General features: G+C 66.4%; 18 protein-coding genes. 14 read left to right on the top strand and 4 right to left on the bottom strand.

Annotation, left to right across the window (positions count from 1 at the left end; all coding sequences use genetic code 11):
• The first annotated feature begins 238 nt into the window (after positions 1–238).
• From ASC95_RS05365 to ASC95_RS05345, 5 genes are all read left to right on the top strand, one after another.
• Positions 239–433, top strand: a complete 195-nt coding sequence (locus tag ASC95_RS05365; protein ID WP_057296692.1) for a hypothetical protein — start codon at positions 239–241, stop codon at positions 431–433.
• Positions 434–470: 37 nt separating this feature from the next.
• Entirely contained in the window at positions 471–911 is a 441-nt protein-coding gene (locus ASC95_RS05360; protein ID WP_057296691.1) for a transposase, read from the top strand.
• Entirely contained in the window at positions 887–1,237 is a 351-nt protein-coding gene (gene tnpB / locus ASC95_RS05355; RefSeq protein ID WP_057296690.1) for an IS66 family insertion sequence element accessory protein TnpB, read from the top strand. The genes ASC95_RS05360 and tnpB overlap by 25 nt, the downstream gene beginning before the upstream one ends.
• 86 nt (positions 1,238–1,323) lie before the next feature.
• Positions 1,324–2,910 (top strand): IS66 family transposase, encoded by a 1,587-nt coding sequence (locus ASC95_RS05350; RefSeq protein ID WP_235537748.1) that lies wholly within the window; start codon positions 1,324–1,326, stop codon positions 2,908–2,910.
• A gap of 106 nt (positions 2,911–3,016) precedes the next feature.
• Entirely contained in the window at positions 3,017–3,199 is a 183-nt protein-coding gene (locus tag ASC95_RS05345; RefSeq protein ID WP_157255959.1) for a hypothetical protein, read from the top strand.
• Positions 3,200–3,255: 56 nt separating this feature from the next.
• Here ASC95_RS05345 and ASC95_RS05340 read toward each other — a convergent pair whose 3' ends face one another.
• The 4 genes from ASC95_RS05340 to ASC95_RS05325 form a co-directional block, all read right to left on the bottom strand.
• Entirely contained in the window at positions 3,256–5,586 is a 2,331-nt protein-coding gene (locus ASC95_RS05340; RefSeq protein WP_162250720.1) for a hypothetical protein, read from the bottom strand.
• A 109-nt stretch (positions 5,587–5,695) separates the two neighbouring features.
• Positions 5,696–6,769 carry a PIN domain-containing protein gene (locus tag ASC95_RS05335; RefSeq protein WP_057296686.1) on the bottom strand — a complete coding sequence of 358 codons (1,074 nt, stop codon included), beginning with the start codon at positions 6,767–6,769 and terminating at the stop codon, positions 5,696–5,698.
• A 161-nt stretch (positions 6,770–6,930) separates the two neighbouring features.
• Positions 6,931–10,950 carry an LAGLIDADG family homing endonuclease gene (locus ASC95_RS05330; protein WP_235537696.1) on the bottom strand — a complete coding sequence of 1,340 codons (4,020 nt, stop codon included), beginning with the start codon at positions 10,948–10,950 and terminating at the stop codon, positions 6,931–6,933.
• Positions 10,951–11,091: 141 nt separating this feature from the next.
• A complete protein-coding gene (locus ASC95_RS05325) occupies positions 11,092–11,661 on the bottom strand; it encodes a DUF1134 domain-containing protein (RefSeq protein WP_235537695.1) in 570 nt (189 codons plus the stop codon).
• 101 nt (positions 11,662–11,762) lie between these two features.
• Here ASC95_RS05325 and ASC95_RS05320 point away from each other — a divergent pair, with 101 nt between their 5' ends.
• The 9 genes from ASC95_RS05320 (at position 11,763) to ASC95_RS05280 (ending at position 23,432) form a co-directional block, all read left to right on the top strand.
• On the top strand, positions 11,763–12,200 hold the full coding sequence (locus tag ASC95_RS05320; RefSeq protein ID WP_057296684.1) for a hypothetical protein: 438 nt from the start codon (positions 11,763–11,765) through the stop codon (positions 12,198–12,200).
• Between the two features lie 33 nt (positions 12,201–12,233).
• Entirely contained in the window at positions 12,234–12,644 is a 411-nt protein-coding gene (locus ASC95_RS05315; RefSeq protein ID WP_369820591.1) for a PilZ domain-containing protein, read from the top strand.
• A 56-nt stretch (positions 12,645–12,700) separates the two neighbouring features.
• A complete protein-coding gene (locus ASC95_RS05310) occupies positions 12,701–13,798 on the top strand; it encodes a sensor histidine kinase (RefSeq protein ID WP_057296682.1) in 1,098 nt (365 codons plus the stop codon).
• Positions 13,795–14,847 (top strand): sensor histidine kinase, encoded by a 1,053-nt coding sequence (locus ASC95_RS05305; protein WP_157255958.1) that lies wholly within the window; start codon positions 13,795–13,797, stop codon positions 14,845–14,847. The genes ASC95_RS05310 and ASC95_RS05305 overlap by 4 nt, the downstream gene beginning before the upstream one ends.
• Positions 14,844–15,614 (top strand): LytTR family DNA-binding domain-containing protein, encoded by a 771-nt coding sequence (locus ASC95_RS05300; protein ID WP_057296680.1) that lies wholly within the window; start codon positions 14,844–14,846, stop codon positions 15,612–15,614. Before ASC95_RS05305 ends, ASC95_RS05300 begins: the two co-directional genes overlap by 4 nt.
• A 972-nt stretch (positions 15,615–16,586) precedes the next feature.
• On the top strand, positions 16,587–17,663 hold the full coding sequence (locus ASC95_RS05295) for a hypothetical protein (protein ID WP_057296679.1): 1,077 nt from the start codon (positions 16,587–16,589) through the stop codon (positions 17,661–17,663).
• A 128-nt stretch (positions 17,664–17,791) separates the two neighbouring features.
• Positions 17,792–18,853, top strand: coding sequence for a cupin-like domain-containing protein (locus ASC95_RS05290; protein ID WP_057296678.1), 1,062 nt, complete (start codon positions 17,792–17,794; stop codon positions 18,851–18,853).
• Positions 18,854–19,041: 188 nt separating this feature from the next.
• Positions 19,042–21,129: a tetratricopeptide repeat-containing diguanylate cyclase gene (locus ASC95_RS05285; protein ID WP_057296677.1), complete on the top strand. Its 2,088-nt coding sequence runs from the start codon at positions 19,042–19,044 to the stop codon at positions 21,127–21,129.
• 98 nt (positions 21,130–21,227) lie between these two features.
• On the top strand, positions 21,228–23,432 hold the full coding sequence (locus tag ASC95_RS05280) for a molybdopterin-dependent oxidoreductase (RefSeq protein WP_057296676.1): 2,205 nt from the start codon (positions 21,228–21,230) through the stop codon (positions 23,430–23,432).
• Positions 23,433–23,463 lie beyond the last annotated feature (31 nt).

The raw sequence follows: 23,463 nt of genomic DNA, 5'->3' as shown, positions 1-23,463 counted from the left end.
CGCTGGCGCTGAGGACATTGTTGAGGGGCGCTCAAGGTTGAGCAGTGCAGGTCTCAGGCATGAGAACCCCCTTCCGACTGAACGTGCCGAATTGGTTCGACAACCTCGGCTCCGAGTTGCTCCGGTCGCACGCGGCGCCGAGGCCGCTGCGGCGTCGCGCCATTGAACAGCGCCGTAGAACGCGCCGACTGGCGCCGGCGGCCACCACTCGCACGCAACCACCACTGCCGGCACGCCCATGAGCGGCTTCTGGATCTCCACGCCCTTCTCCCAGGAGCCGCGCATCGTGCTGGTCCGCTGGCGGGCCTGGGAGGTGCAGGTGCCCAGCTACGACGCCCCCACCTGGCATCTCGTCGGCTACATCGAGGACGAGCACTGCGCCAAGGGTAAGCGGTCAATAAACCACGCCCTTGCTCGACCAAGCCTGAGCTGAGAGCCTACGTTCCCACGTACATCGAAGTGGGAACGTAATGGCGGGTGATCTGGAAGATCTCAAGCGACGCCTCGTCGTAGGTCATAAACGCGGCGGGCGCTGCATCTACGACGAGGCGGCGAAGTCCGAGTTGGTCGAGATGTGCCGACAGCCAGGCGCCTCGGTGTCGCTCCTGGCACGAGAGTGCAGCATCAACGCCAATCAGGTCTCACGGTGGCTGCGAGAACATGCCCAGAAGCACAAACGCTCCTTGCTCGCCCGCTGCACGCCGGTGGCGTCGCCCTTTGTGGCCGTGCCGGTGCTGCCGCCTGCGGCGGTGTCGGCCGCACAGGATGCCAGCGAGACGGTCAGCATGACCCTGCAGGCGCGACTGCCCAACGGCGTGAGCATTGAGCTGTGCGGCGCCGGACTGCGCCAGATCGAGGACGTGATCCAAGCGCTCGGGAGGGTGGCGTGTTCCGCTTCGACGACGATCTGAAGGTCTACCTTCACCGGGCGCCGGTGGATTTCCGGCTCAACATCAACGGCCTTGCCACCCTGGTGCAGCAAGCCCTCGGCCTGGACCCGTTCGCGGCCTGCGTGTACGTGTTCAGCAACCGGCGTCGCGACCGCGTGAAGATCCTCGGCTGGGACCGCAACGGCTTCTGGCTGCTGCTCAAGCGGCTGGAGGAAGACCGCTTCATCTGGCCCAGCGAGACGGCCGCGCCGACCCTGACGGTGGAGCAACTGCACTGGCTGCTGGAGGGCATCGACATCGGCGTCGTGCAGCGTCATCCCCAGCGCATGTACCAGCACGCCGGCTGAGAACAGCAGCGCCGGCACGCGCCATTGCTGCTGATCCGAATGGCGCCGCGCAGATGGGGTGGGGACACTGCCCCTCGATGGTCAGCATGCCTACGCCCGACGAAGTCATCGCATTGCAGCAGGCGCTGACCGAGGCGCTCGATCGCAATGAGTCGTTGGCCGGCGAGCTGCGTGTGACACGAGCCGAGCGCGACCTGCTCAAAGAGAAGCTCAGCAAGTTCACGCGGCAGCTGTTCGCTGCCAGCAGCGAGGCTGCGGCGCTGCAGAAGGACATGTTCTTCAACGAGGCCGAGCACCTCGGCGCGCATGCCGAGCCAGCGCTCGAAGAGACCGACGACGACAAGATTGACGTGCCCGGCCACAAGCGCGTCAAGCGCGGCCGCAAGCCGCTGGACCCGGCGCTGCCGCGCGAGGTGATCCGCCATGAGCTGCCCGAGGACCAGCGCGTGTGCCCGCACGATGGCGCGCGCCTGAGCGAGATCGGCGTGGAAGCCAGCGAGCAGCTGGACATCATCCCGCAGCAGGTTCGCGTCATCCGCCACGAGCGCGTCAAGTACGCCTGCCCCTGCTGCGACGGCGGCATGCGCCTGGCCCCGCGCCCGGCGCAGATCATCCCCAGGGGCCTGTTCACCGAGGCCGCCCTGGCCTGGATCGCCACCTCCAAGTACCTGGACGGTCTGCCGCTGTACCGCCAGGCGGTGCTGCTGGGCCGCTTCGGCGGCACCGACATTGCGCGCAACACCGTGGCCGGCAGCATGGTGCGCGCAGGAATCTCAGTCCAGCCGGTGATCAACCTGCTGCGCGACCTGCTGCTGGACTCACCTCTGGTGTTCGGCGACGAGACCGAGCTGCAGGTGCTCAAGGAAGCCGGGCGCAGCGCCCAGGCCAAGAGCTACATCTGGGCGCAGATGACCGACGGCAGCGGCCGGGACGGCACGGGGCCACCGATACGGCTGTTCGCCTACTCACCCAGCCGCTCGACAAGGGCGGCGATGGAGTTGTATGCCGGCATCCGCCCCGGGGCCGTGCTGATGACCGACGGCTACGAGGTCTACGACACCGTGGCCCAGGCGCACCAGCTTGTGCACCTGGCCTGCTGGACGCACTGCCGCAGGTACTTCTTCGAAGCGCTGCAGGGCTTGCCGAAGGACCAACGCGGGCCGCACCAGCTCGCGGCGCGCTTCATCGCGCTAATCGGCCAGCTGTACCACGTCGAGGCGCAAGCCCGGCGCGACGGCGTCGACGCGACTGAACTGGGGAGACGACGCCAGCAGGACAGCGCCCCCGTGCTGGCGGACATCGAGGCGCTGCTGCTGGCTAACTTGCACGGCGTGCTCCCCAAGAGCCTGCTGGGCCAGGCGCTGCACTACCTCTCGTCGCAGTGGAGCAAGCTCAAGCGCTACGTCGAGGACGGCCGGTACAACATCGACAACAACGCGCAGGAGAACGCCATCCGGCCCTTCTGCGTGGGCCGGCGCAACTGGCTGTTCGCCGACACGGTGCATGGCGCCAACGCCAGCGCCAACCTGTACTCGCTGCTGCAGACCTGCCGGGTCAACAACATCGACGGCTACCGTTACTTGCGCGCGCTCTTCGCCGCGCTGCCCAACGCCCAGACCGTCGACGACTACGCCTCGTTGCTGCCCTGGAACATCGACGTCAGCACGGTCTGACGCTCACGTGCCCGATTGCCTCGGGAGAGGCAAGGACGTGGTTTATTGAGCGCTTACCGCCAAGGTCTCGTCGGCCGTGGCCTTTGTGCACATCGACACCGGAGAGGTGACCACCAAGACCGGGCGCACCTATGCGCTCAGCGGGCCGTCCAGCATCGATGCCGATGCAGCCCATCTCTGGGACAGCTGGCGCAAACAGCATGGCGCCGTGGTGCTGCGAGAGGTCACCACGGATGTGCTGGACGGGCGGCAGCCGGTGGCGGTGAATCTGATCCGGCAGGTCGGTTAGCCGTCAGGGCTCGAGCAGTCCCGCCTCGGTGTGACAACCTAAGGCCTAGCCTGCCGCTACTCCTCGCCGTACTCAAACTTCCGCAACGTTATGGACTCGTCGGCACGGCGGCGCTCAGCGTCCCTCATTGCCTCCAAATCCGCGATGTACTTTGCCGCGAACGCGCGGACTCGCTCATGCGGATCCTGGAGCCAATCCAAAACCTCCAGGCGCTTACGCTCGTAAGCCTCTGACATCCCATACTCACCCGAGACCACTCCTGTGCTCTGTAAAGCAATCTCGACCTCGTTGACGAGCTCGCTCTCAGGGGAGAGTGCCTGGATGAGCTGCCTGGCAACAGGAAGGATGAAGCTCTGCCCGTTGTAGGCGCGAAGCACGTTAGACACAAATTCAAGCTCTGGCCCGCCCGCAGTGCGTATCAGCCGAACCAGAGACGCCTGAAAGGCTTCGGGAAACTCTGGGAAAACCAGCTGGAGCAGCTTGGCACCTCGGTACAGGAACAGCGACGAGTCCCTGCGGTACCAGTCCAGAACCTTCTGGACGACCATCGCCGGGTTTGCTGCCAGCGGCTCATTGAGTGAATGGAACTGATAAGGCAGTTCTTCGTACCGGTCACCGTCGTTCTCTGCTTCGGCTTTGGCCATCTCGTCAGACTTGTAGACCCGCGCGCACAGGAAGTCGACGACGTCAGCTGGCTCGCGCCGAGCAATGACCGCAAGCACATCCTCGGCTTGGTAGTCGATCAGCGGAAGGAACCGCAGGTTGTTCAGCACCCGTTGCCGCTCGGACATGGAGAACTCTGCAACGGCCTCCTTCACCTCCTTGCGGTACCAGATGTCACTGACCCAGTTAGCGTTCCGAAGCTTAGTCAGCTCGTCGAGGGCACTCAGAAATAGATTCTTCAGCTCTTCGCGTTGGTCGCTGTCGGTTGACCTGGCGATTCCAACCGATGCAACCTGGCGCATTACATGGGGATCTTTCAGCTCAACGGCCTTGACAAGAATTCGCTCCAGAACATCCATGTCCACAGTCTTTGTCGACAAGAACAGTTTCGCGCACGCGTACAGAGGCGACGTGTTGCTCAACGAAGCGTTCTGAATCCAAGTCTCCATGAGCGGAAGCAGCTCACTCCTCTTGCTGCCATCCCAGACTCCACGAAGAAGCGGAATCAAGAACCTAGAGAGTCGCTCTGACTCGGATGCGAGCAGATTCAAAGCGAAATCCGGGTGAAGCCCCGCGACCTCTGCAAGGAACTCATAAAAGACCGGGAAGGTCGCCATGTCGTTCGACTCGGTCTGAGCAAACGTCAGGACTCTTTGCTTCCAGACATCGAATCCGTCGTCGGGGATTCGAGACGCCATAGCTTTGGCGTCTTCCACTCTTCGGTCCTGGCCCGCGACAGAGTACGAACCTTCTCGTCGAGAGTCCGACCAATCCGAGAAGATTCCTTCGAACCCTACAAGAACCTTGTAGATGGCGTACTCAGCGTTGGCATCAATGATTGCCTTGACCGCTAGTGCAGCTGACCTCACCTCACCAGAAGGGCTGTGATAGTGAATCCAGTAGCTGTCGTGCTCAATCTTCTGGACTATCTGTAAATCCGGCTCCCGCTCCGCGATCTGCGCAAAGACGCCAAGGACCTCTTGAGCGTTGGTCGCAATCATTTCCGCGTAGTCTTTGTCGACCGCGGAACGGCTCTCCGCACGCGTCGCCGCGTTCAGCGTCCTGATAACAGCGAGCTTTTGGCTCTTGGTCTCAGCAAGACCGTAGATGCGCTTCAGCAGGTCCAGGCTTCTGCGCCTTACCGAAGGAATCTCACCTTCTGCAGGGGTTACCGCGCGCGTCAGAGTGACTGCGGTTGAGGACCACCTGGCGGACTCCATCGAAGTTGAAAGCAACCCCTCTAGCAGCGTCAGGACAGCACTCAGGTTCTCTATCAGGAACTCGGACTCCTTGCTCTCAAGGGTGTTCAGCACCGCGATCTGAGGCGCCGCGCCCATCCCTTGTCTCGAGTCGTCTTCAGTCCCATAGAACACGGACAAGTTGTACTTCGCGAGAGTACGCAGACCCTCGGTGGCGCTCTTCCTCACAGACTCTTCGGAGTGAGCAGCAGCCCACAGCAGGACGTCAGTGACCGCCCGTGTCTCCAAGTACCGAAGCCCAGACAGAACCTTGATGGCCTTGGAAATCAGCGTGTGCGGACCGCGATATTTGCTCAGCGAGTCGCCCCAGCCACTTAAGTGCTCAGGGTGCTGCAGCTCACGATTCCCAACGGAGCGTAGGAACTGGCTCAGCGTGGCCACCGCTTGTTCGCTCCGGCGGAATCCCACAACGCCGAGTACTTCGAGGGCGAACTCAAGTAGGTCGTAGTCAGTGCCTTCTTTCAACACAGCGAAGGCTTCTGTGCAGGCTCGACCCACCGCCTCCTCAGCGGCAGGCGTTCGCGACTGGGCCAGACGCCCAAGTACCTTGATGCGCGTTTCGAAATCCACTGCGTCAGCCTCCCAGACCAGTGAGCTTAATCATCTCTTCCTCGACGAGTTCCACTGCTCGCTGAGCATGGGGGCCGTCAACACGCAGGTAGTTGTTGCCGGTGTCTCGAATCATGCCGGCCAGTGCGAGCCGCTCCAGCACGTTTCGCGCAGCGTCCGCAGGCGCGCCCGATTGAACGAGCAGCGTGAGGACCGCCTGCTTGCCAGTACGGCCAAGGTAGCTGACAAAACCAAGCGCCTTCTCTTCCAGTGACCGGAAAAAGTCTCTCGCCGGTGCGACGGCATCGAGCCCGTCTCCACGCTTCTCAACCTCAGCTATTTCTCCGACCGGGTTCGGATTGACCTCGTCCGGCAGGATGACCGGCACGACGGGGCCCGAATTGACGTCCGGCTCAGGCTCCAAATGCGGATCCTCGAACCTCAACTCGTTGAGCCTGAGCGAGTCAACATCTGCAACCCGCGACTTGAGCAGCTCCACTACTGCCCATAGATCCTGCCGAGTTGGGTCGACAGGTGTTATCCGCAGTCCTCTAGCCTCGGCTTCCGCGAGCAAGGACTCATCGAACTTGCCATCACGATAGAACGCCTTCTGATCGCGAGACGCAAAAATGATTTCTGAGCCCCGAGGCACGCTCAGGATGCACTCCCAGATCAAGCAATCCTTGATGTCTTGGTTCGGGCTTCTGGCTGGCTTACGGCCTTCAACGGCGCGGTCCAGGGCAGCAGCCTTCAAAGCGTGTGTGGCCACGATTTCAAAGGTGACGTCCTTCAGCGCTTCCAGGATTTTCGGCCCCCGTGACTCCCAAAATTTGCCCTGCGGTAGGACATGCCTCATCCGCTGGCCACTCAACGTCTCAAGCTGCGACAGCGCCACATCTGCGTCTTTGAGCGCCTTTACTGCCCCCTTCGCATAGTTGGACAGATATTCCGTCTGAGATACATCCGGCAAGGCAATCTGCCCCCGCAACTCGCGAAGCAGGCGCACGACCTGAAGCCCGCCTCGCTTCACGAGCAGATGGGTGTCATAAACCGCCGAATTGGCGTCGCAGAAGAAGAAGAACAGAGGGCTTTCGTCCATGGGTTTGCAGGGTGTACCTGACCCGAAAATGTGTAAGTTCGAGTTGGCCGCAGAGCAACTTTCACAGTTTGGCTAGTTGCTCGCCCTCAGCCTCCTGGAAAAGCACTTTCGCGTCATGCGTCGTGCTTTCATAAATTGGTCCAGCGCGTACCCTCGTACCCTCACCCGCACTGCCCCACATACCCACAAGCCGTGCAGAAATCGCAACCATCCTTGTGGATCATGGTCGCGTTGCCGCATTCCGGGCAGGGCTTGCCGGCCTGGACCTGCAGCGAGCCGGCCGCCGCGGCGAGCTTCGGAGCGGGCGTCTGCAACAGGCCCATGTCGGTCAGTGGCTGGCCGGCTTCGTCGAGGATGCCGAGCATGGCGTAGCGGTGGATGACGAGGCGGGCCACATAGGCCACCGTCGACGGCCAGACCTGCTGGCGACGCTCGCCGTTCAGTGACGGCACCGGGGCCATGAAGTGGCCCAGCGGCTCGCCGACGTTCAGCAGCTTGCGCAGCTTCATCGCGATCCAGCCAGGGTCCATCACGCGCATGTCCAGCGACAGCAGGCGGGCCAGGCCGTCCAGGGCCTTGGGATAGTTGCCCGAGAAGCCCATCGCGCAAGGCCGCATGACGCTGCCGCCCTCGGGCGTGGGCAACACCACTTCCTTCAGCGTCAGCGTGAACTGCTCGTTGGTGGCCGGGTTGTCCACGTCCACGGCCCAGGCCAGCGTGCCGGACACACCGGTGCGCGGCTCGTTGCGGCTGAACATGGCGTCCACCACCGGCGTGGCGCCGCCTTCGGCCAGCGCGCCGAGCTGCTCGCAGCGCCAGCGGATGACGGCGGCGGTCGCTGCGACGACGCCGGGGAAGAGGCGCTTCTCGCCGCTGGGCGGCATGGGCATTTCGAAGGCGCGCTCTTCGGCGACAGTGGCCAGCGCGTCGAGCTTCAGGCGCAGCCAGGCCGCGTCGTTGGTGCGCAGGTCCATGGAGAGGGTCTTGGCCAGGGCCGACAGGCCACGCGGCTGCTCGGCACCGTTGACCCACACCTCGAAGGGCAGGTTGCGCCCGAACAGGCCGGCGTCTGGCCCCTCCAGCGGCAGCTCGCCGATGAAGAGGGCGAAGTCACCGTGTGGATGCTGGATCAGATAGCTCCAGGCCGGGTTGCCGCCGGGCATGTCGGGGCGGCTGGGCCAGCGCAGCGAAGCGACGACGGCATTGGGCAGGCGCTCGACGCGCAGGCGCTGGTTGGCGCCGCCCACGTCGGCTCGCAATGGCTCCGGTTGCTTGACCTCCGGCGTGACCGACAGCACCGAACCGAGCACGCTGTTGGGCCGATACGTGGCCAGACCCTTCAGCTTGGTCTGCCAGGCCTGGATGTAGAGATTCTGGAAGTCCTCATAGGGATAGTCGGCCGGCACATTGACCGTCTTGCTGATCGACGTGTCGATGTACGGGGCGACGGCCGCAACCATGGAGGCATGGTCGGCCGCGCTCAGTTCGAGCGCAGTGACGAAGGCGTCGCTCAGTGGCGCGTCGGCGCCGAACAGGTGGCGGTACAGGCGCCAGGCGTGGTCCTCGACGGCATACTCTTTGAAGCCACCACCCTCGGTCTGCGGCAGGCGCTTCTTGCGTGTGTAGGTCCACGAGAACGCCGGCTCGATGCCGTTGCTGGCGTTGTCGGCAAAGGCCAGGCTGATGGTGCCGGTGGGAGCAATGGACAGCAAATGGGAGTTGCGCAGCCCTTGCGAACGGATCTTGTCCTTCAGCCCCTGCGGCAGGCGCGACGCGAAGCTGCCGCCGGAGAGATAGAGATCGGCATTGAACAGCGGGAAGCTGCCACGCTCGGCAGCGATGTCGCTGGAGGCCGAGTAGGCCGCGTCGCGCATGACCTCGCTGATATGGCTGGCCATGTCGCGCGCCTCCTGCGTGTCATAGCGCAGGTTGAGCATGACAAGGGCATCGCCCAGGCCCGTGAAGCCCAGGCCCACGCGGCGCTTGTTGGACGCCTCCTGTGCCTGCGCGGGCAGCGGCCACGGCGTCACGTCGAGCACGTTGTCCAGCATGCGCGTGGCCACGGCGACGACCTCGGCAAAGCCGGCCTCGTCGAACACCGGCTTGGCGCTGAACGGGTCGCGCACAAAGCGCGTCAGGTCGATGGAACCGAGGCAGCAGCAGCCGTAGGGCGGAAGCGGTTGTTCAGCGCATTGCCCGGTCACCAGGCCATTGAAGATGACCGTGTTGCCGTCGGCTTGCGTCGTGTCGTAGACGGGCTCGATGCCGGCAGCCTCGATGGATGTGATCTTCGCGGCGAAGCGCTGGGTCTTCAGCAGCGCCTTGCCTTCAACCCAGGCCTCGTACTTCTCTCGCTTGGTTGGTAGCAGGAAGCCGACTTCGCGCATGAAGACTTCGCGCGACTCGCCATCGACGATCAGCTCATGCAGCGTCTGGCAGAGATAGTCGCGTCGGCCACCGTGGCCATCCGGCAGGCTGCGCGCGCCGCCTTGGCGCCGCTCGTGAATGCGCGAGAACACGCCGAAGTTGGCGAGCAGCACCTGCACGTCCTGCAGCAGGCGCCGATGAATGGACGACAGCCGCACCGAGCAGCTCTGGCTGAACGAAGACACATTGACCGTGCCGTCGGTCTGGAACAGCGCGCGCAGATAACCGCGCATGCAGTCCTCGCTGCCCTGCCAGACGACCTCGGGCACGGCCAGCTTGGTCTTCGCGTTGAAGCCATAGCCGTCCAGCACGCGGGCCAGCATGATGGAGCGAATCATCACCAGATTGCGTTCGGCAATGGCGACCGGCTTGACGTGGTACTCACGCGGTGCCTGGGCGATGCCAGCAATCAAGGTGTTGACGAAGCCGGCGATGCCGTCGGCAAGCTGGCGCTCTTCGTTCCACAGGTTGACGACTGCGGCCTGCTCGCCCTTGCCGCGATTGGTGAAATGGCCGTCGCCGGTGATCAAGCCGAGCAACGTGCCAAGTGCCTCGCTACCCTGGGCACCGAACTGGCCCTTGCCGGACTGCACCCACAGCTCGTCGCCCGGCTTCAACTCGGACAGCTTGAGCTTGCCGCGTGCTGTGTAGAACTCGTGCCAGGCCGTTGCCTTGATCTCATAGCCTTCCGCTGTCGTGACCTTGAAGACCTCGGCCTGGCCGGCGCTCAGGAAGGCGGGTACGGCGGGGCGAACCACGGTGCCGCGTTCTTCGGCGCCAAGGGCGCGCCGGTCCACCGTGCAATCCAACGCCGCGCCATTGGCTTGCAGCCAGGCGATGGGCACAAGGCCGTGCTGGGTCGCCAGCCGCGTATCGCCCGTCACGCACGGGTTGGTCGCCGCAATCGTCTCGCAGTAATGCAGGTTGTTGTCGGCGTTGATGCGGTCCAGGAAGAGCACGCCCGGCTCGGCGTGGTCGTAGGTGGAGCGCATGACCTGGTCCCACAGCTCGCGGGCGCGCACCTTGCGGTAGACCCATTGGCCGTCACCGCGCTGGTAGGCGCCGGCCTCGATCTGCTCGGCGCTGGGTTGCGCCTTGTGCGCCAGCTCCACCGTGCCGTCGGACTGCACGGCCTCCATGAAGGCGTCGGTCACGCCGATGGAGATGTTGAAGTTGCGCAGGTCACCCTGGTCCTTGGCGTGGATGAAGGCCTCGATGTCGGGGTGGTCGCAGCGCAGCACGCCCATCTGCGCGCCGCGGCGGCTGCCGGCGCTCTCCACCGTCTCGCAGCTGCGGTCGAACACGCGCATGTAGCTGATGGGGCCGGAGGCATGGCTGCGCGTTGAGCCCACCCAGGCACCCATCGGGCGAATGCGGCTGAAGTCGTAGCCGACGCCGCCGCCGCGGCGCATGGTCTCGGCGGCTTCGGTCAACGCGGTATAGATACCCGGCACGCCGTCCTCGGGCGTGGCGATGGAGTCGCCGACGGGCTGCACGAAGCAGTTGATCAGCGTGGCGGACAACTCCGTGCCGGCTGCGGACATGATGCGGCCGGCGGGCACGAAGCCGCGCTTTTGCGCATCGAGGAAAGCGGCCGCCCAGCGCACGCGATCGGCCGGCTTCTCGGCCTGGGCCAGGGCCCGGGCGACGCGCTCACGCAGTTCGTCGGGCGTCTGCTCGCCGCCCTTGGCGTACTTCTCGATCAGGACTTCGCTGGAAATGTCCTGCACGGGCAGGTCGGTGGTGCTGCTCAAGATGGACCTCGAATACTGGATGAATTTACAGTCTACGCCTTGTCGCACAGGCGGTAGAACTGGGAAAGCGAGCTTGCCTGCGGCAATTGCAAGGCGCTTTGACGGCCCGCATGGCACGGCGTTTTAGCCGTCGGCTTCGCTTCAGAACGGATTGATGCTCTTCTCGCGACGGTAATGGATGTAGCCGACGCTGGCCCCGGCGCGCAGGCCCACGCCCAGGCGGATGGGCGCCAGCGTGATGCCGTTCAGGCGCTGGTAATTGATGCCGGCGCCACCGATGTAGTAGAGGCTGCCATCCACGCCCGGGAAGCGCTGGTAGATCGCGCTCACCTTGGGCAGCTTGTAGACCAGCGTGAAGACCTTGGACGCGTTGGCGCCCAGGTCGAAGCCGATGGACGGGCCGGCCCAGTAGACCCTGGACGCGCCGCCGCCCTTCATCAGCAACTCACCGTCGCCATAGCGCAGGCCCACGGTGATGGCCGCGCCGGCTTCCTCGCCCTTGATGTAGGCATTGGGCCGCCCCTGCTCCTTGAAGGCCTTCTCGATGACCTTGGCAAGGCCTTCCGTCGTCTGGCCGAAGAAATCGGTTGCAGCCTTCAGGACGGACTCCTCGTCATAGGTGCTGTCCTTGTCGTCCGCGGCAAAAGCAGGCAGGGCCGTGGCGGATGCCAGGGCGGCGAGGTGTTGCAGATGCTGGCGACGATCGATCACTTCAGCTCTCCTTGAGGCCCTCATTGGAGGGGGCAGCATAAACAAAGCAGCGTGAAGTTTGGCCGCCCGTTGCCCCTGCACACAACCTAGACTCGACGATCATGTCGTCCAACCCCGACCTCCAGCGGCTGTCTGCCGCCCTCGAATACGCCGACCTCGCCGCCGGCCTCTATCTGGCGGGCGGAGCCGACCAGGCCGCACGCCTGCTGGCCGCCGCGGCCGAGCAGCAGCTCGGCGATCTGGTCCGGCTCATTGATGCCCCCAGTGCAACGGTCGACACCCGCGAGCTGCTGGCCCGCATTGCGCGGGCGCACCGGCCCGCCGTGGTCGCGCCGCGCCAGGCCCAGCAGGAGCGCGGCTGGGATGACTCGCCGGTCGAGGTCGACGGCACGCGCGACGAGATCGTCGCCCTGCTGCGCGCCGCCTGGTTCATGCTCGAAGCCATGGGCCTGGCCTCGCTGGCGCCAGAGCGGCTGCAGCAGGCCGTGGAGCACAGCACCGTCTTCAGCAGCGGCGTTGCGCTGGAACCTTTCGTCTAGGATCAGCGCAACCCATTCGCCCGGGCTCGCCCGATCAGGGAGACCATCATCAGCACCGAACGCCGCCAATTTACCCGCGTCGCCTTCGCCTCCGGCGCGGAGCTGATCACGACCCAGGAGCATCTGCTTTGCCAGGTGCTGGACATCTCCCTCAAAGGCGTGCTGCTGCAGCTGCCGGCTGGGCATCCGCCCCAGGTCGGCATGCCCTGCCTCGTCAAGCTGCCTTTGGGCGAAAGCAAAGGCACTGACGCGCCGGGTGACATCGTCATCTCGATGGCCGGCGAGCTGGCCCATGTCGAAGGCAGCCATGCCGGCGTGCAGTGCCGCAGCATCGACATTGAATCCATCACTCATCTGCGCCGCCTCATCGAAGTGAACCTCGGCGATCCGTCGGCATCGGAGCGGGAACTCAAGGCGCTGATTGCCGCGGCCGGCAGCGCCTGAGGGCAGTTCGTCGCATCCCCCCCCCGGGCGGCGGTGGCCCGCCGAGAATCGCCCCAATGGAGGACCTCAGCCCGCTGCAAGCCTTTCGCCGCGTCTGCAATCTGCGCATGCTGGCGGGCGTCTACTACTTCTGCCTGTTCTACGCCATCTCACGTGCACTGACCTGGTTCGGCGAGGGCGACGGCGGCCTGGACGAAGCCCTCTTCGATCTGGTCCGCTTCAGCCGCCAATGCCTGCTGACCGGCATCTCCCTGCTGCTGATGGTGGCCCTGGCCGAAGCACTGCTGGCCGGCCGGCGCTGGAAGCTGCCGGCCGCGCTGACGGTGCAGGCCGGCGCCGTTGGTTTCGGCGCGGCCCTTGGCACATGGCTGCGCTATGTGGTCTCGTCGATGGGCGATCCCGGCAACAAGGTCAAGCCCGCCTGGGTCATGTCCACCATCTTGCTGTGGGCCCTGCTCGGCGGCATCGCCTATGCGCTGCTGCTCGTCAGCCGGGCCCAGCGCCAGGGCCGCGACGAGCTGACCCAGCTGTTCCGCGAGCGCGAGGCGCTCAAGACCCAGCAGACCGAGGCCCAGCTGTCGGCGCTGAACGCCCAGATCGAGCCCCACTTCCTGTTCAACACGCTGGCCAACGTCAAGCGCCTGTACGAGACCCAGCCCGAGCGAGGCCGCAACATGCTGGTGGCCCTGATCGCCTATCTGCGCGCCGCCCTGCCCGGCATGCGCCGGCATGAGTCCACGCTGGCCGAAGAGCTGGAGCTGGTGCGCCACTACCTCGCCATCCTGCAGATGCGCATGGGCGAGCGCCTGTCCTTCGACATCAGCGCGCCAAACGAACTGCTGGCGGCCCGCCTGCCGACGCTGGTGCTGCCGACGCTGGTGGAGAACGCCATCAAGCACGGCCTCTCGCCGCTGCCCGAGGGCGGGCGCATCGAGATCCGTGCGGCACACGCGGCCGACGGCGGCCTGACCGTCGAAGTGGCCGACAACGGCCAGGGCTTCGGCACGGCCAGTGGCGGTGCCGGTGTGGGCCTGGCCAACACGCGCGCACGGCTTGCGGCGCGCTTTGGCGACGCAGCCACGCTGGCGCTGGAGGCCGCCCAGCCGCGCGGCGTCGTTGCCCGCGTGCACCTGCCAGCGGAGGCCCTGGCATGAACGCACTCCGTCACGTGCTGCAGTCCTGGCGTTCGCTACGCCTGAACGAAGCCGTGGTCTTCGTCTCCGCGGCCCTGTTGTTCGGCGCCATCGACCTGACCTCGCTGCTGGAGCTGCGCGTCGGCGACCAGTTGCCCCAGGTGCTGGCCCGCCAGCTCAGCCTGCCCCTGATCAGCTGCGCCGTGTTGCTGCTGTGCTGGCTGCCGGCCGCACGCAGCAGCCCCATCCATCCAGCACGCCGCCAGCGCCTCGTGGCGGCCACCTTGCTGGGCTCGGTGCTGGCCATGGCCGTCATCTACCCGCTGGCCGCCGCCCTGCCCTGGCCGTCGCTGTGCGACATCTATGCGCAGACGCACGGCAAGATCAAGTGCACGATGTTCCGCGTCAACGCCGTCATCGGCGACACGCTGTGGGTCTTCATGCCGGCACTGATGATCGTCGGCGTGCTGGAGTTCCGCACGCTGCGCCGCCGCCAGGACCAGGCGGCGCAGGACCTGTTGCGCGAGCACAGCCAGTTGCGTCGCCACGCGTTGGCCTCGCGCCTGGCCGCCCTGCAGGCCCAGGTCGACCCGGCCTTGCTGTTCGACGCCCTCGTCTCTGTCGAGCAGGCCTATGGCCGCGAGGACCCGACTGCCAGCGCACGGCTGGAGCGGCTGATCCGCCATCTGCGTGTGGCCCTGCCGCGGCTTCGCGATGCCGGCGCCACGCTGGGCAGCGAGGCCGAGCTGATCGCCAGCTACCTTGACCTGCTGCGCGATCTCAACGGCAACCCACCCGCCTTCGACTGCGAGCTCGGCCCGCGCGGCGCGACCCAGCTGCCACCGATGCTGCTGCTGCCCCTGGTGCAGCGCGCGGTGCGGTTGGGCCACCCGGGCCGCTGCTGGCTCAGCGTCGATGGCAGCATCACGCTGGGCTTCGATCAGGAGGGCCTGTGCAGCGATGACGCCGACCTCGCGTCACTGCGCGAGCGCCTGGCCGTGCTCGGCGCGAAACTTGTCTGCACGAGCGGCAACGGCCGCACCGAATTCATTCTGGATCTACCTGCATGAGTCTCTTCGCTCCCACTGCGGTCGTTGCAGAAGACGAAGCCGCGCTGCGCGGCGAGCTTGTCGAGCAGTTGGGCAAGCTGTGGCCTGAACTCAGCATCGTTGGCGAAGCGGCCGACGGCCTGGAGGCGCTGCGCCTGCTGGACCGGCACCAGCCCGACATCCTCTTCCTGGACATCGAGATGCCTGGCGCCACCGGCATCGAAGTGGCCCGCCAGGTCAATGGCCGCGCCCATGTCGTCTTCGTGACCGCCTACGACCAGTACGCCATCGCCGCCTTTGACCAGGGCGCTGTCGACTATCTGCTCAAGCCGCTCGCCGGCGCGCGTCTGTTCACCGCCATCACGCGGCTGAAGGCGCGGCTGGGCCAGGCACCGGCGCCGTTGGGCAATGTGCTGGACGAGCTCGTGGCCCGCCCGGCGGCCATGCCGTCCGCCACACGGGCGCCGCTGCGCTGGATCAATGCCTCGGTGGGCCAGACGCTGCGCCTCATCACGGTCGACGAAGTCATGTTCTTCCAGAGCGACAACAAGTACACGCGGCTGGGATTGAAAGACGGTGAGGCGCTGATCCGCAAGCCGCTGAAGGAGCTCATCGACGAGCTCGACCCGCAGCAGTTCTGGCAGATCCACCGCTCGACGCTGGTCAATGTGAACTCGATTGCCACCGTCAGCCGGGACTTTCGGGGGCGCATGCAGATCAAGTTGAAGCATGGCTCGGAGATGCTGTTGGTTGCGGAGAGCTGTGCGCATCTGTTTAGGCAGATGTGAGGGTTGGTGGATTGGCGGGTTGCTTTTCGTAGGGCGCGTCTGCTCGCTGCATTGCCGGGAGTCCGTCCCGGCGGCCGGGTAACTTTCTTCTGCGGGGCCAGAAGAAAGTCACCAAAGAAGAGGCCCTGAACCGCACACGATCGCGGCGCCGCNGGGCTAGAAGCATGATTGCTGCCAGCAGTGCGAGGGGGCGGGGGTCGAGTTTCATGGGCTCGCTACTCGCGTGGGTTGCTTTGGCGGAGCATGTGCTTCATCGCTGCATTGCCGGGAGTCCGTCCCGGCGGCCGGGTAACTTTCTTCTGCGGGGCCAGAAGAAAGTCACCAAAGAAGAGGCCCTGAACCGCACACGATCGCGGCGCCGCCGGGAGCGGCGCGCGAAAACCTCCACTTCCATTTAGGGCAGACGCGACCCGCTTCGCTCTCGCTGCTGTCCCTGTGAAGAGCACCATTGATCGCCCCTTCAAGCCGCTTAACGTCGGCTGCACGCCGAACTCATCAGGGAATACCGCGTCGCTGGGGCGACGCCTCGGTAATGCTGCGCAATGATCGCGTCGCCCGAGCGACGCTGTATTTGGTTTCCTGGTGAGCCCGGCGTGCAGCCGCGCGTCGAACGGGCTGAAGCTCCGATGGATGGCGCAGGCGACAAGTCAGACGCGAGAGCGCAGCGGTTCGCTTCGTCCCACTCACCGAGCGGCTGTTGCACGGCGCAGCTCGTGCACGTGGTGCTGGTGTGCGGTTCAGGGCCTCTTCTTTGGTGACTTTCTTCTGGCCCCGCAGAAGAAAGTTACCCCGCTGCCGGGCGGGACTCCCGGCAATGCACCGANTGCGGTTCAGGGCCTCTTCTTTGGTGACTTTCTTCTGGCCCCGCAGAAGAAAGTTACCCCGCTGCCGGGCGGGACTCCCGGCAATGCACCGAGCAGACAGGCTCTACGCAAAAGCCTCCAAACACAACAACAGCGGCATGATCCACTCATGCCCAGCCCCCAGCAGCTCCGCGGCGCCAGCCGCCTCGCCGTTGACGCCACCACCGGCGTCACCAACCTCGTCGAGGCCATGCATGCCGAAATCTCCCGGCTGCCACTGACGAAAAAACGCGAGCGCACCTCCGGCATCACCGGCCTCGTCTACCGCAGCGTTCGCGGCGTGACGAAGCTGGTGGGCGGCGGCTTGGACCTGGCCCTCGGCGCCTTGACACCGCTGCTCGGCCAGGCCGAGGCCGACCGCGCGAACGCCGTGCAGGCCGCGTTGAACGGCGTGCTGGGCGACTACCTCGAAGACACGGCCAACCCGCTGGTCACGACGATGAGCCTGCGCCCGCTGGTGGACGACGCAACGGGACCAGCCATCGTCATGCTGCACGGCCTGTGCATGAACGAAACGCAGTGGCGGCGCGACGGTGCCGACTTCCCGACCGCGCTCGCGGCACTCGGCTACCAGCCACTGGGCCTGCGCTACAACAGCGGCCGACCCATCTGGCGCAATGGCGCCGAGCTGTCCAAGCTGCTGGACGACGTACCCGGCCCGCTGACGCTGCTCGGCCACAGCATGGGCGGCCTGGTGGCGCGCAGCGCCATTGCCCAGGCCGGGCGGCGGCGCTGGCCCAAGCGGCTGCAAACCCTCGTCACGCTCGGTACGCCGCATCAGGGCGCGCCGCTGGAACGCGGCGGCCAGCAGGTGCAGCAATTGCTCAACATCAGCGCCTACTCGCGTCCGCTGTCCCTGCTGGCCGCGCGGCGCAGCGCCGGTATCCGCGACCTGCGCCATGCCAGCCTGCTCGAGGCCGATGCCGGCAAGGCCAGCGTGCTACCGCTGCCCGAGGGCGTGGCCTGCTACGCCGTGGCGGCTACCACGTCCAAATCCGCCAGTGGCTCACCCGCTCGATGGCTCGGCGATGGCCTGGTGCCGGTGGCCAGTGCGCTGGGCCAGCACCGCTCGCCAGCGCGCCGGCTCGCCTTCGCCGACACCGCCCTCTTCACCGGTCTGGGCCATCTGGGTCTGCAGACCGACGCCGCCGTGCTGGAACAACTGCAGCGCTGGTTGAAGCCATGAATCCGGCAGCGGACAGTGCGTGGCGGCGCATCGCGAGGACAGCGCGGGCGGTCCCCTAACCTGCCCGGCCATTGCAGTTTCAACGGCCCCACAATGCCGCTCGCTGGCCAGCTTTTCCCATTGCCGCCATGACGCTATCCCCGATCAAGCCACCGCCCCGGCCTCGCCCGGCCGCCCTGCTCGACCTGACGCCCGACTGGCTGCTATGGCTGGCCGAGAACAGGCTCTGGGACTGCGCGCCGGCCTCCATGCTGGACACCATGGTCACCGCCGGCCAGGACACGGAAACCAGCGCCGCCGCCATCGGACAGATCGATCAGGACCCGGTCTTCATCGCCGCTCGCCGCCACCAACAGATGCTGCGCAAGCTGGAGTCGGTCTGCGGCAATCTGCAGAAAGTCTGGCAGCAGGACCCCAATTACGCGGTTGTCGAGAAGCGCCGCGGCGTGGGCCGCGAGGAGTTTCTGGCACGCTATGTCTACGGCTGTCGGCCCGTCGTGCTGACGGACATCGCCGAGGACTGGCCGGCCATGCGCCGTTGGTCACCGGCCGACCTCAGCGAGCGCTTCGGCCATCTGGAGGTCGACGTGCAGATGGGCCGCAACACCGACACCCTGTTCGAGCAGAACAAGGAAAAGCTGCGACAGCGCATGAAGGTGTCGCAGTTCGTCGATCTCGTCGTCAGCGGCGGCGCCACCAACGACCATTACCTGACGGCCAACGACGAGATGCTGCGCCGGCCCGAGTTCATGCCGCTGCTGCAGGACATCGGCCGCATGCCGCCCATCTGCGATCCGGCGCTGCTGCACACGGCCGCCTCCTTCTGGTTCGGCCCGGCGGGCACGCGCACGCCGCTGCATCACGACACGCTGATGCTCTTCCACACCCAGGTGGTCGGCCGCAAACGCTGGCGCTTCGTGTCGCCGTTGCAGACGCCGGCGCTCTACAACCGCATGGGCGTCTACAGCCCCATCGACCTGGATGCCCCCGACTACGCCCGCTACCCGCGGCTGCGCGAGGCCGTCGTGCTGGAGACGGTGCTGGAGCCGGGCGACACCCTCTTCCTGCCGCTGGGCTGGTGGCACCAGGTGTCATCGCTGGAGATGAGCATGTCCTTCTCGTACACCAACTTCGATGCCGGCGTGCCCAACGAGTTCAGCTATGTGAACCCGAGCATCGGCAACTGGTAGCTCAGGAGCACCCCGAGCGAGGAAAGCTGCACGCATCCGTTTTTCCAAAGGCAACGGCAGCGGTGCGCGGCAGCGGAGACCGCCATAGACTTGGCCAGCGGAGCCGCCCCGGCATCGAGGGTGCGCATTCGCGGGCTATGGCGCAAAGATATATTCGAACGGACCGGTCTCGCATCGGAAGGACTGCCATGCGACCCGCTGCGCGGCTGGCGGCCGCCCTGTTGGCCGGCTGCGCAGCCTTCGGCATGCCGGTCGCCGGCCGGGCTCAGGCGGCTGCGGCGGCAAGTGCGGCCTCCGCGCCCGGCGCCCAGACTCCCGCCCTGGACATCGCCGAGCTGAAGGCCAGGATCGCCTCGGACGACCGCCGGCGGCCCGTCGCTTCAATCGCATGGGCCCAGCAGGCGCTCGCAGCAGCCGGGTTGGCGCCCGAGGATCGCCGCTGGCTGCGTACGCGCCTGGTGCGCGACCTGGACCGCCTGGACCGGACGGAGGAGGCCGTCGCCCAAGCCGGCATCGGCCGGCGGGAAGCTCGCGACGAGCAGGAACGGCTGCATTTCGACCGGTTGGAGATGATGGCGCTGGTGGATGCGCACCGCCACGACGACGTGCTCAAGCGCTACCAGAGCATCGCGCCCAAGCTGCCAGCGCTGGCGAGGGACGCAGCGAATGCCGACGCGCGACTGATCGCGGCGGACATCTGGCGGCTTGCCGGCATCGCCACGTTTGGCGTCGGCCGGCTGCCCGAGGCCACGGAGCTGTTGACGCAGGCCTTGCGCATCCTCGATGAGCGCCACGACGCCGTCTACGAGTTCGCGCAGGCGCTGACTTACATGGCCCTCGTGCATTCGCGTTCCGGTCGCGTCGACGAAGCGTTGCGCACGGTGCAACGGGCCATCGACGTCTCGGAGGCCGCAGGGGATCGCTCCGCCCTGTCCAGCTACTACCTGCGCAAGGGTTATTTTCTCGGCCTGCTCGGGCGCCCCGACGAACAGCATGAAGCGCTGCTCAAGGCCCGGGCCACCGCGCGGGACGAATTGAGGAACTACAACCTCGCCGTCGCAGCGACCAACCTGGCCGACGTCGCCCTGCAGAAGAAGGACTACCGCGCCGCGCTGAGCTATGCCGAGGAGGCCATGCCCCTGGTGGAGCGCAGCGGTGATAAGGAGTCGCTGTGGATTTGCTGGGTCAACAAGGGCATTGCCCTGAACCGGCTGGGGCGGCCCGGCGGCCTCGATTGGATACGCAAGGCCATCGCCGTCTTCACCGCCACACCCGGCATGGCCGCCAACGCGGCTGACGTCCAGGGCCTGCTGGCCGAGGAGCTGGCCTTCGCCCACGACTACCCGCAAGCCTTCGAGGCGGCGATGCAGTTCAAGCGCCTGAGCGACGAGGTGCGCAAGGCCGCCGACCACAAGCGCATCGCCCAGGCGCAGGCCGCCTATGAGGCCGACAAGCGCCAGCGTCAGATCCAAGCGCTGGAGCATGAGCAGCAGTATCAGCAACGCTTCCACTGGCTGCTGGCCCTGGCCGCCGTGGCCGGGCTGGCGGCGGCCGTCGTCGCGGCCGTCAGCCGCCATCACGTCAAGCGGGCCTACCAGGCGATGCGCGACATGGCGTTCTCGGACCCCCTGACCGGCCTGCGCAACCGCCGCCACCTCGTCAGCAGCGTGCAGGATGACCTGGCGCAGGCACGGCGCCTGCGCGCCAACGCGGGTGACGCACCGGCCAACGCCGACGTCGTCTTCATGATGATCGACGTCGACCACTTCAAGGCCGTCAACGACGTGCACGGCCACGCGGCCGGCGACGCGGTGCTCAGGCAATGCGCCACCGTGCTGCAACGGCAGCTGCGCGAGTCCGACACCCTCGTGCGCTGGGGTGGCGAGGAGTTCCTCGTCTTCGCCCGCCAGGCCAACGCTGGCGAGATCCACGTGCTGGCCGAGCGGCTGCGCGCCAGCATCGCCGCCCACAACTTCGTGCTGGACGACGGCCAGGTGCTGCGCAAGACCTGCTCCATCGGCTACGCCTGCCACCCCCTGCAACCGGATGCCCAGGGCGCGGCGCCGGCGGACTGGAACGACACCGTGGCACTGGCCGACCAATGCCTGTACGTCGCCAAGGCCAGCGGCCGTGACGTCTGGGTCGGCGTCACCGCCATAGACACCCCGCGATCATGCGGGCACCCGGACATCCGGGAACTGCGGGCCGGGGTCGACGCCGGCGTCTGGACACTGCGGTGCAGTGACGGGTGCAAGATCGTCTGGCCGGTGTCGTGAAGCGAAGTCAATGACCTCTCGGGTCATGTCGCCCGGTTGACGCGCGACCTCTGCTCAGCGCCGCACAATCGTTCGAAAGATCGATCAGGAGACGTGCCATGCCCGAAAGCCATTACCGCATCTGCCCGCTGTGCGAGGCCTGCTGCGGCCTGGAAGTGAAGACCGAGGGCGCCAAGGTCATCAGCATCCGCGGCGCCGACAACGACGTCTTCAGCCATGGCTACCTCTGCCCCAAGGGCGTCAGCCTGAAGGACCTGCACGAGGACCCCGACCGCCTGCACACGCCGCTGATCAAGCGCGACGGCAAGTTCGTGCCGGCCAGCTGGGACGAGGCCTTTGCCGAGATCGAGAAGCGCCTGCTGCCCATCTGGCGTGCGCATGGCCCCGACTCGGTGGCCCTGACCATCGGCAACCCGGCCGCGCACAAGGTGAGCCTGCTGGCCTACACGCCACGCCTCGTGCGCGCCCTGGGCACCCGCAACGCCTTCAGCGCATCGACACTGGACCAGATGCCCAAGCAGCTCAGCGCCGGCCTGATGTTCGGCCACTGGCTGTCCATCCCGCTGCCCGACATCGAGCGCTGCGACTACCTGCTCATCCTGGGCGGCAACCCGATGATCAGCAACGGCAGCCTGTGGACGGTGCCCGACTACCGCGGCAAGGCCAAGGCGATGCGCGCACGCGGTGGCCGCATCGTCGTGGTGGACCCGCGCCGCAGCGAGACGGCGGCGGCAGCCGACGAGCATCTGGCCATCCGCCCGGGCGGCGACGCGCTGCTGCTGGCTGGCATCGCCCACACGCTGTTCGACGAGAACCTCGTCAAGCTCGGCCGCCTGGCCGACCACGTCAACGGCCTGGAAGAAGCCCGCGCCGCCGTGCTGCCCTTCGGACCCGAAGTCACGGCCGCCGGCTGCGGCATCCCGGCCGAGGTCCAGCGTCGCATTGCCCGCGAGATCGCCAGCGCGCCGCGCGCCGCCGTCTATGGCCGTATCGGCACCTGCACGACGCGCTTCGGCACGGTCAACTCCTGGCTGGTCGACCTCATCAACGCGCTGACCGGCAACCTCGACCGCGAGGGCGGCGCGATGTTCGCCAAGGCCGCCGCCTTCGCGCCCAACACCCAGGGCAAGCCTGGCAGCGGCAAGGGCATCACGACCGGCCGGCGCCACAGCCGCGTGTCCGGCGCGCCCGAGGTGTTCGGCGAACTGCCGATCACCGTGATGGCCGAGGAGATGGAGACCGCCGGCGCGGGCCAGATCAAGGCCCTCATCAGCATCGCCAGCAACCCGGTGCTGTCGGCCCCCGGCGGCCCGCGCATCGCCAAGGCGCTGGACAAGCTGGACTTCATGCTCAGCATGGACATCTATGTCAACGAGACCAGCCGCCATGCCGACGTCATCCTGCCGGGGCTGTCGCCGCTGGAGGACCTGCACTACGACGTCGCCTTCCCGCAGCTGAGCCACCGCAACCATGCGCGCTTCTCCGGCCCGGTGTTCGACGCCGCGCCCGGCACGCCGCAGGAGTGGCAGACCATCCTGCGCCTGTGCGCTCTGCTCGAGGGCCGCGGTCTGGATGTCGACGTGGCCCAGCTCGACGACGAGGCCATCGAGGCCGACGTGAAGCGCTTTGCCGGCGACAACACGCCCGCCGTGCTGGCCGCGCTGCAGCCGTGGCGCGGCCCCGAGCGCCTCATCGACCTGCAGCTGCGCGTCGGCCCCTATGGCGATCAGTTCGGCCGCAAGCCCGATGGCATCAACCTGGCCAAGGTCAAGGCGGCAAGCACCGTCGAAGGCGGTGGCATCGACCTCGGTGCGCTGACCGCCCGCATCCCCGAGATCCTGCGCACGCCCAGCGGCAGGATCGAACTCGCGCCGCCGTCGGTGCTGGCGGACCTGGCGGAAGTGAAGACCGAGGCAGCGCCCGAGTTCAGCCTCATCGGCCGGCGCGACACGCGCTCGGGCAACAGCTGGATGCACAACCTGCCGGTGCTGGCCAAGGGGCCGGACCGCTGCACGCTGCTGGTCAACCCGGGTGACGCGGATCGCCTGGGCCTGGCCGAGTTTGCCCGGATCAAGAGCGCGGTCGGTGAGCTGATCGCGCGCGTTGAGCGCAGCGCCGACATGAGCCCCGGCGTGGTGAGCCTGCCGCATGGCTGGGGGCATGACCTGGACGGCGTGCAGCTTGGCGTGGCGCGCGAGCGGCCGGGCGTCAACATGAACGAACTGTTGGACGACACGGCACGGGACCCTTTGAGCGGCAATGCGGTGCTCAGCGGTGTCGCCGTGGAGATTGCACCCGCCTGACCTGCCGAGACCGCGACGGCCGCCACATTTT

The organism is Pelomonas sp. Root1217, assembly GCF_001425705.1.
Taxonomy (GTDB): Bacteria; Pseudomonadota; Gammaproteobacteria; order Burkholderiales; family Burkholderiaceae_C; genus Pelomonas.
The sequence above is the reverse complement of the archived record's forward strand: the minus strand, read 5'-3'. Positions and strand labels throughout refer to the sequence as shown.

What these genes read in the sequence shown, in the direction of transcription:
- ASC95_RS05365 (WP_057296692.1), top strand. Translation starts at nt 239, where the DNA reads ATGAGCGGCTTCTGGATCTCCACGCCCTTCTCCCAGGAGCCGCGCATC.
- ASC95_RS05360 (WP_057296691.1), top strand. Translation starts at nt 471, where the DNA reads ATGGCGGGTGATCTGGAAGATCTCAAGCGACGCCTCGTCGTAGGTCAT.
- ASC95_RS05350 (WP_235537748.1), top strand. Translation starts at nt 1,324, where the DNA reads ATGCCTACGCCCGACGAAGTCATCGCATTGCAGCAGGCGCTGACCGAG.
- ASC95_RS05335 (WP_057296686.1), bottom strand. Translation starts at nt 6,769, where the DNA reads ATGGACGAAAGCCCTCTGTTCTTCTTCTTCTGCGACGCCAATTCGGCG.
- ASC95_RS05320 (WP_057296684.1), top strand. Translation starts at nt 11,763, where the DNA reads ATGTCGTCCAACCCCGACCTCCAGCGGCTGTCTGCCGCCCTCGAATAC.
- ASC95_RS05310 (WP_057296682.1), top strand. Translation starts at nt 12,701, where the DNA reads ATGGAGGACCTCAGCCCGCTGCAAGCCTTTCGCCGCGTCTGCAATCTG.
- ASC95_RS05305 (WP_157255958.1), top strand. Translation starts at nt 13,795, where the DNA reads ATGAACGCACTCCGTCACGTGCTGCAGTCCTGGCGTTCGCTACGCCTG.
- ASC95_RS05300 (WP_057296680.1), top strand. Translation starts at nt 14,844, where the DNA reads ATGAGTCTCTTCGCTCCCACTGCGGTCGTTGCAGAAGACGAAGCCGCG.
- ASC95_RS05295 (WP_057296679.1), top strand. Translation starts at nt 16,587, where the DNA reads ATGCCCAGCCCCCAGCAGCTCCGCGGCGCCAGCCGCCTCGCCGTTGAC.
- ASC95_RS05290 (WP_057296678.1), top strand. Translation starts at nt 17,792, where the DNA reads ATGACGCTATCCCCGATCAAGCCACCGCCCCGGCCTCGCCCGGCCGCC.
- ASC95_RS05285 (WP_057296677.1), top strand. Translation starts at nt 19,042, where the DNA reads ATGCGACCCGCTGCGCGGCTGGCGGCCGCCCTGTTGGCCGGCTGCGCA.
- ASC95_RS05280 (WP_057296676.1), top strand. Translation starts at nt 21,228, where the DNA reads ATGCCCGAAAGCCATTACCGCATCTGCCCGCTGTGCGAGGCCTGCTGC.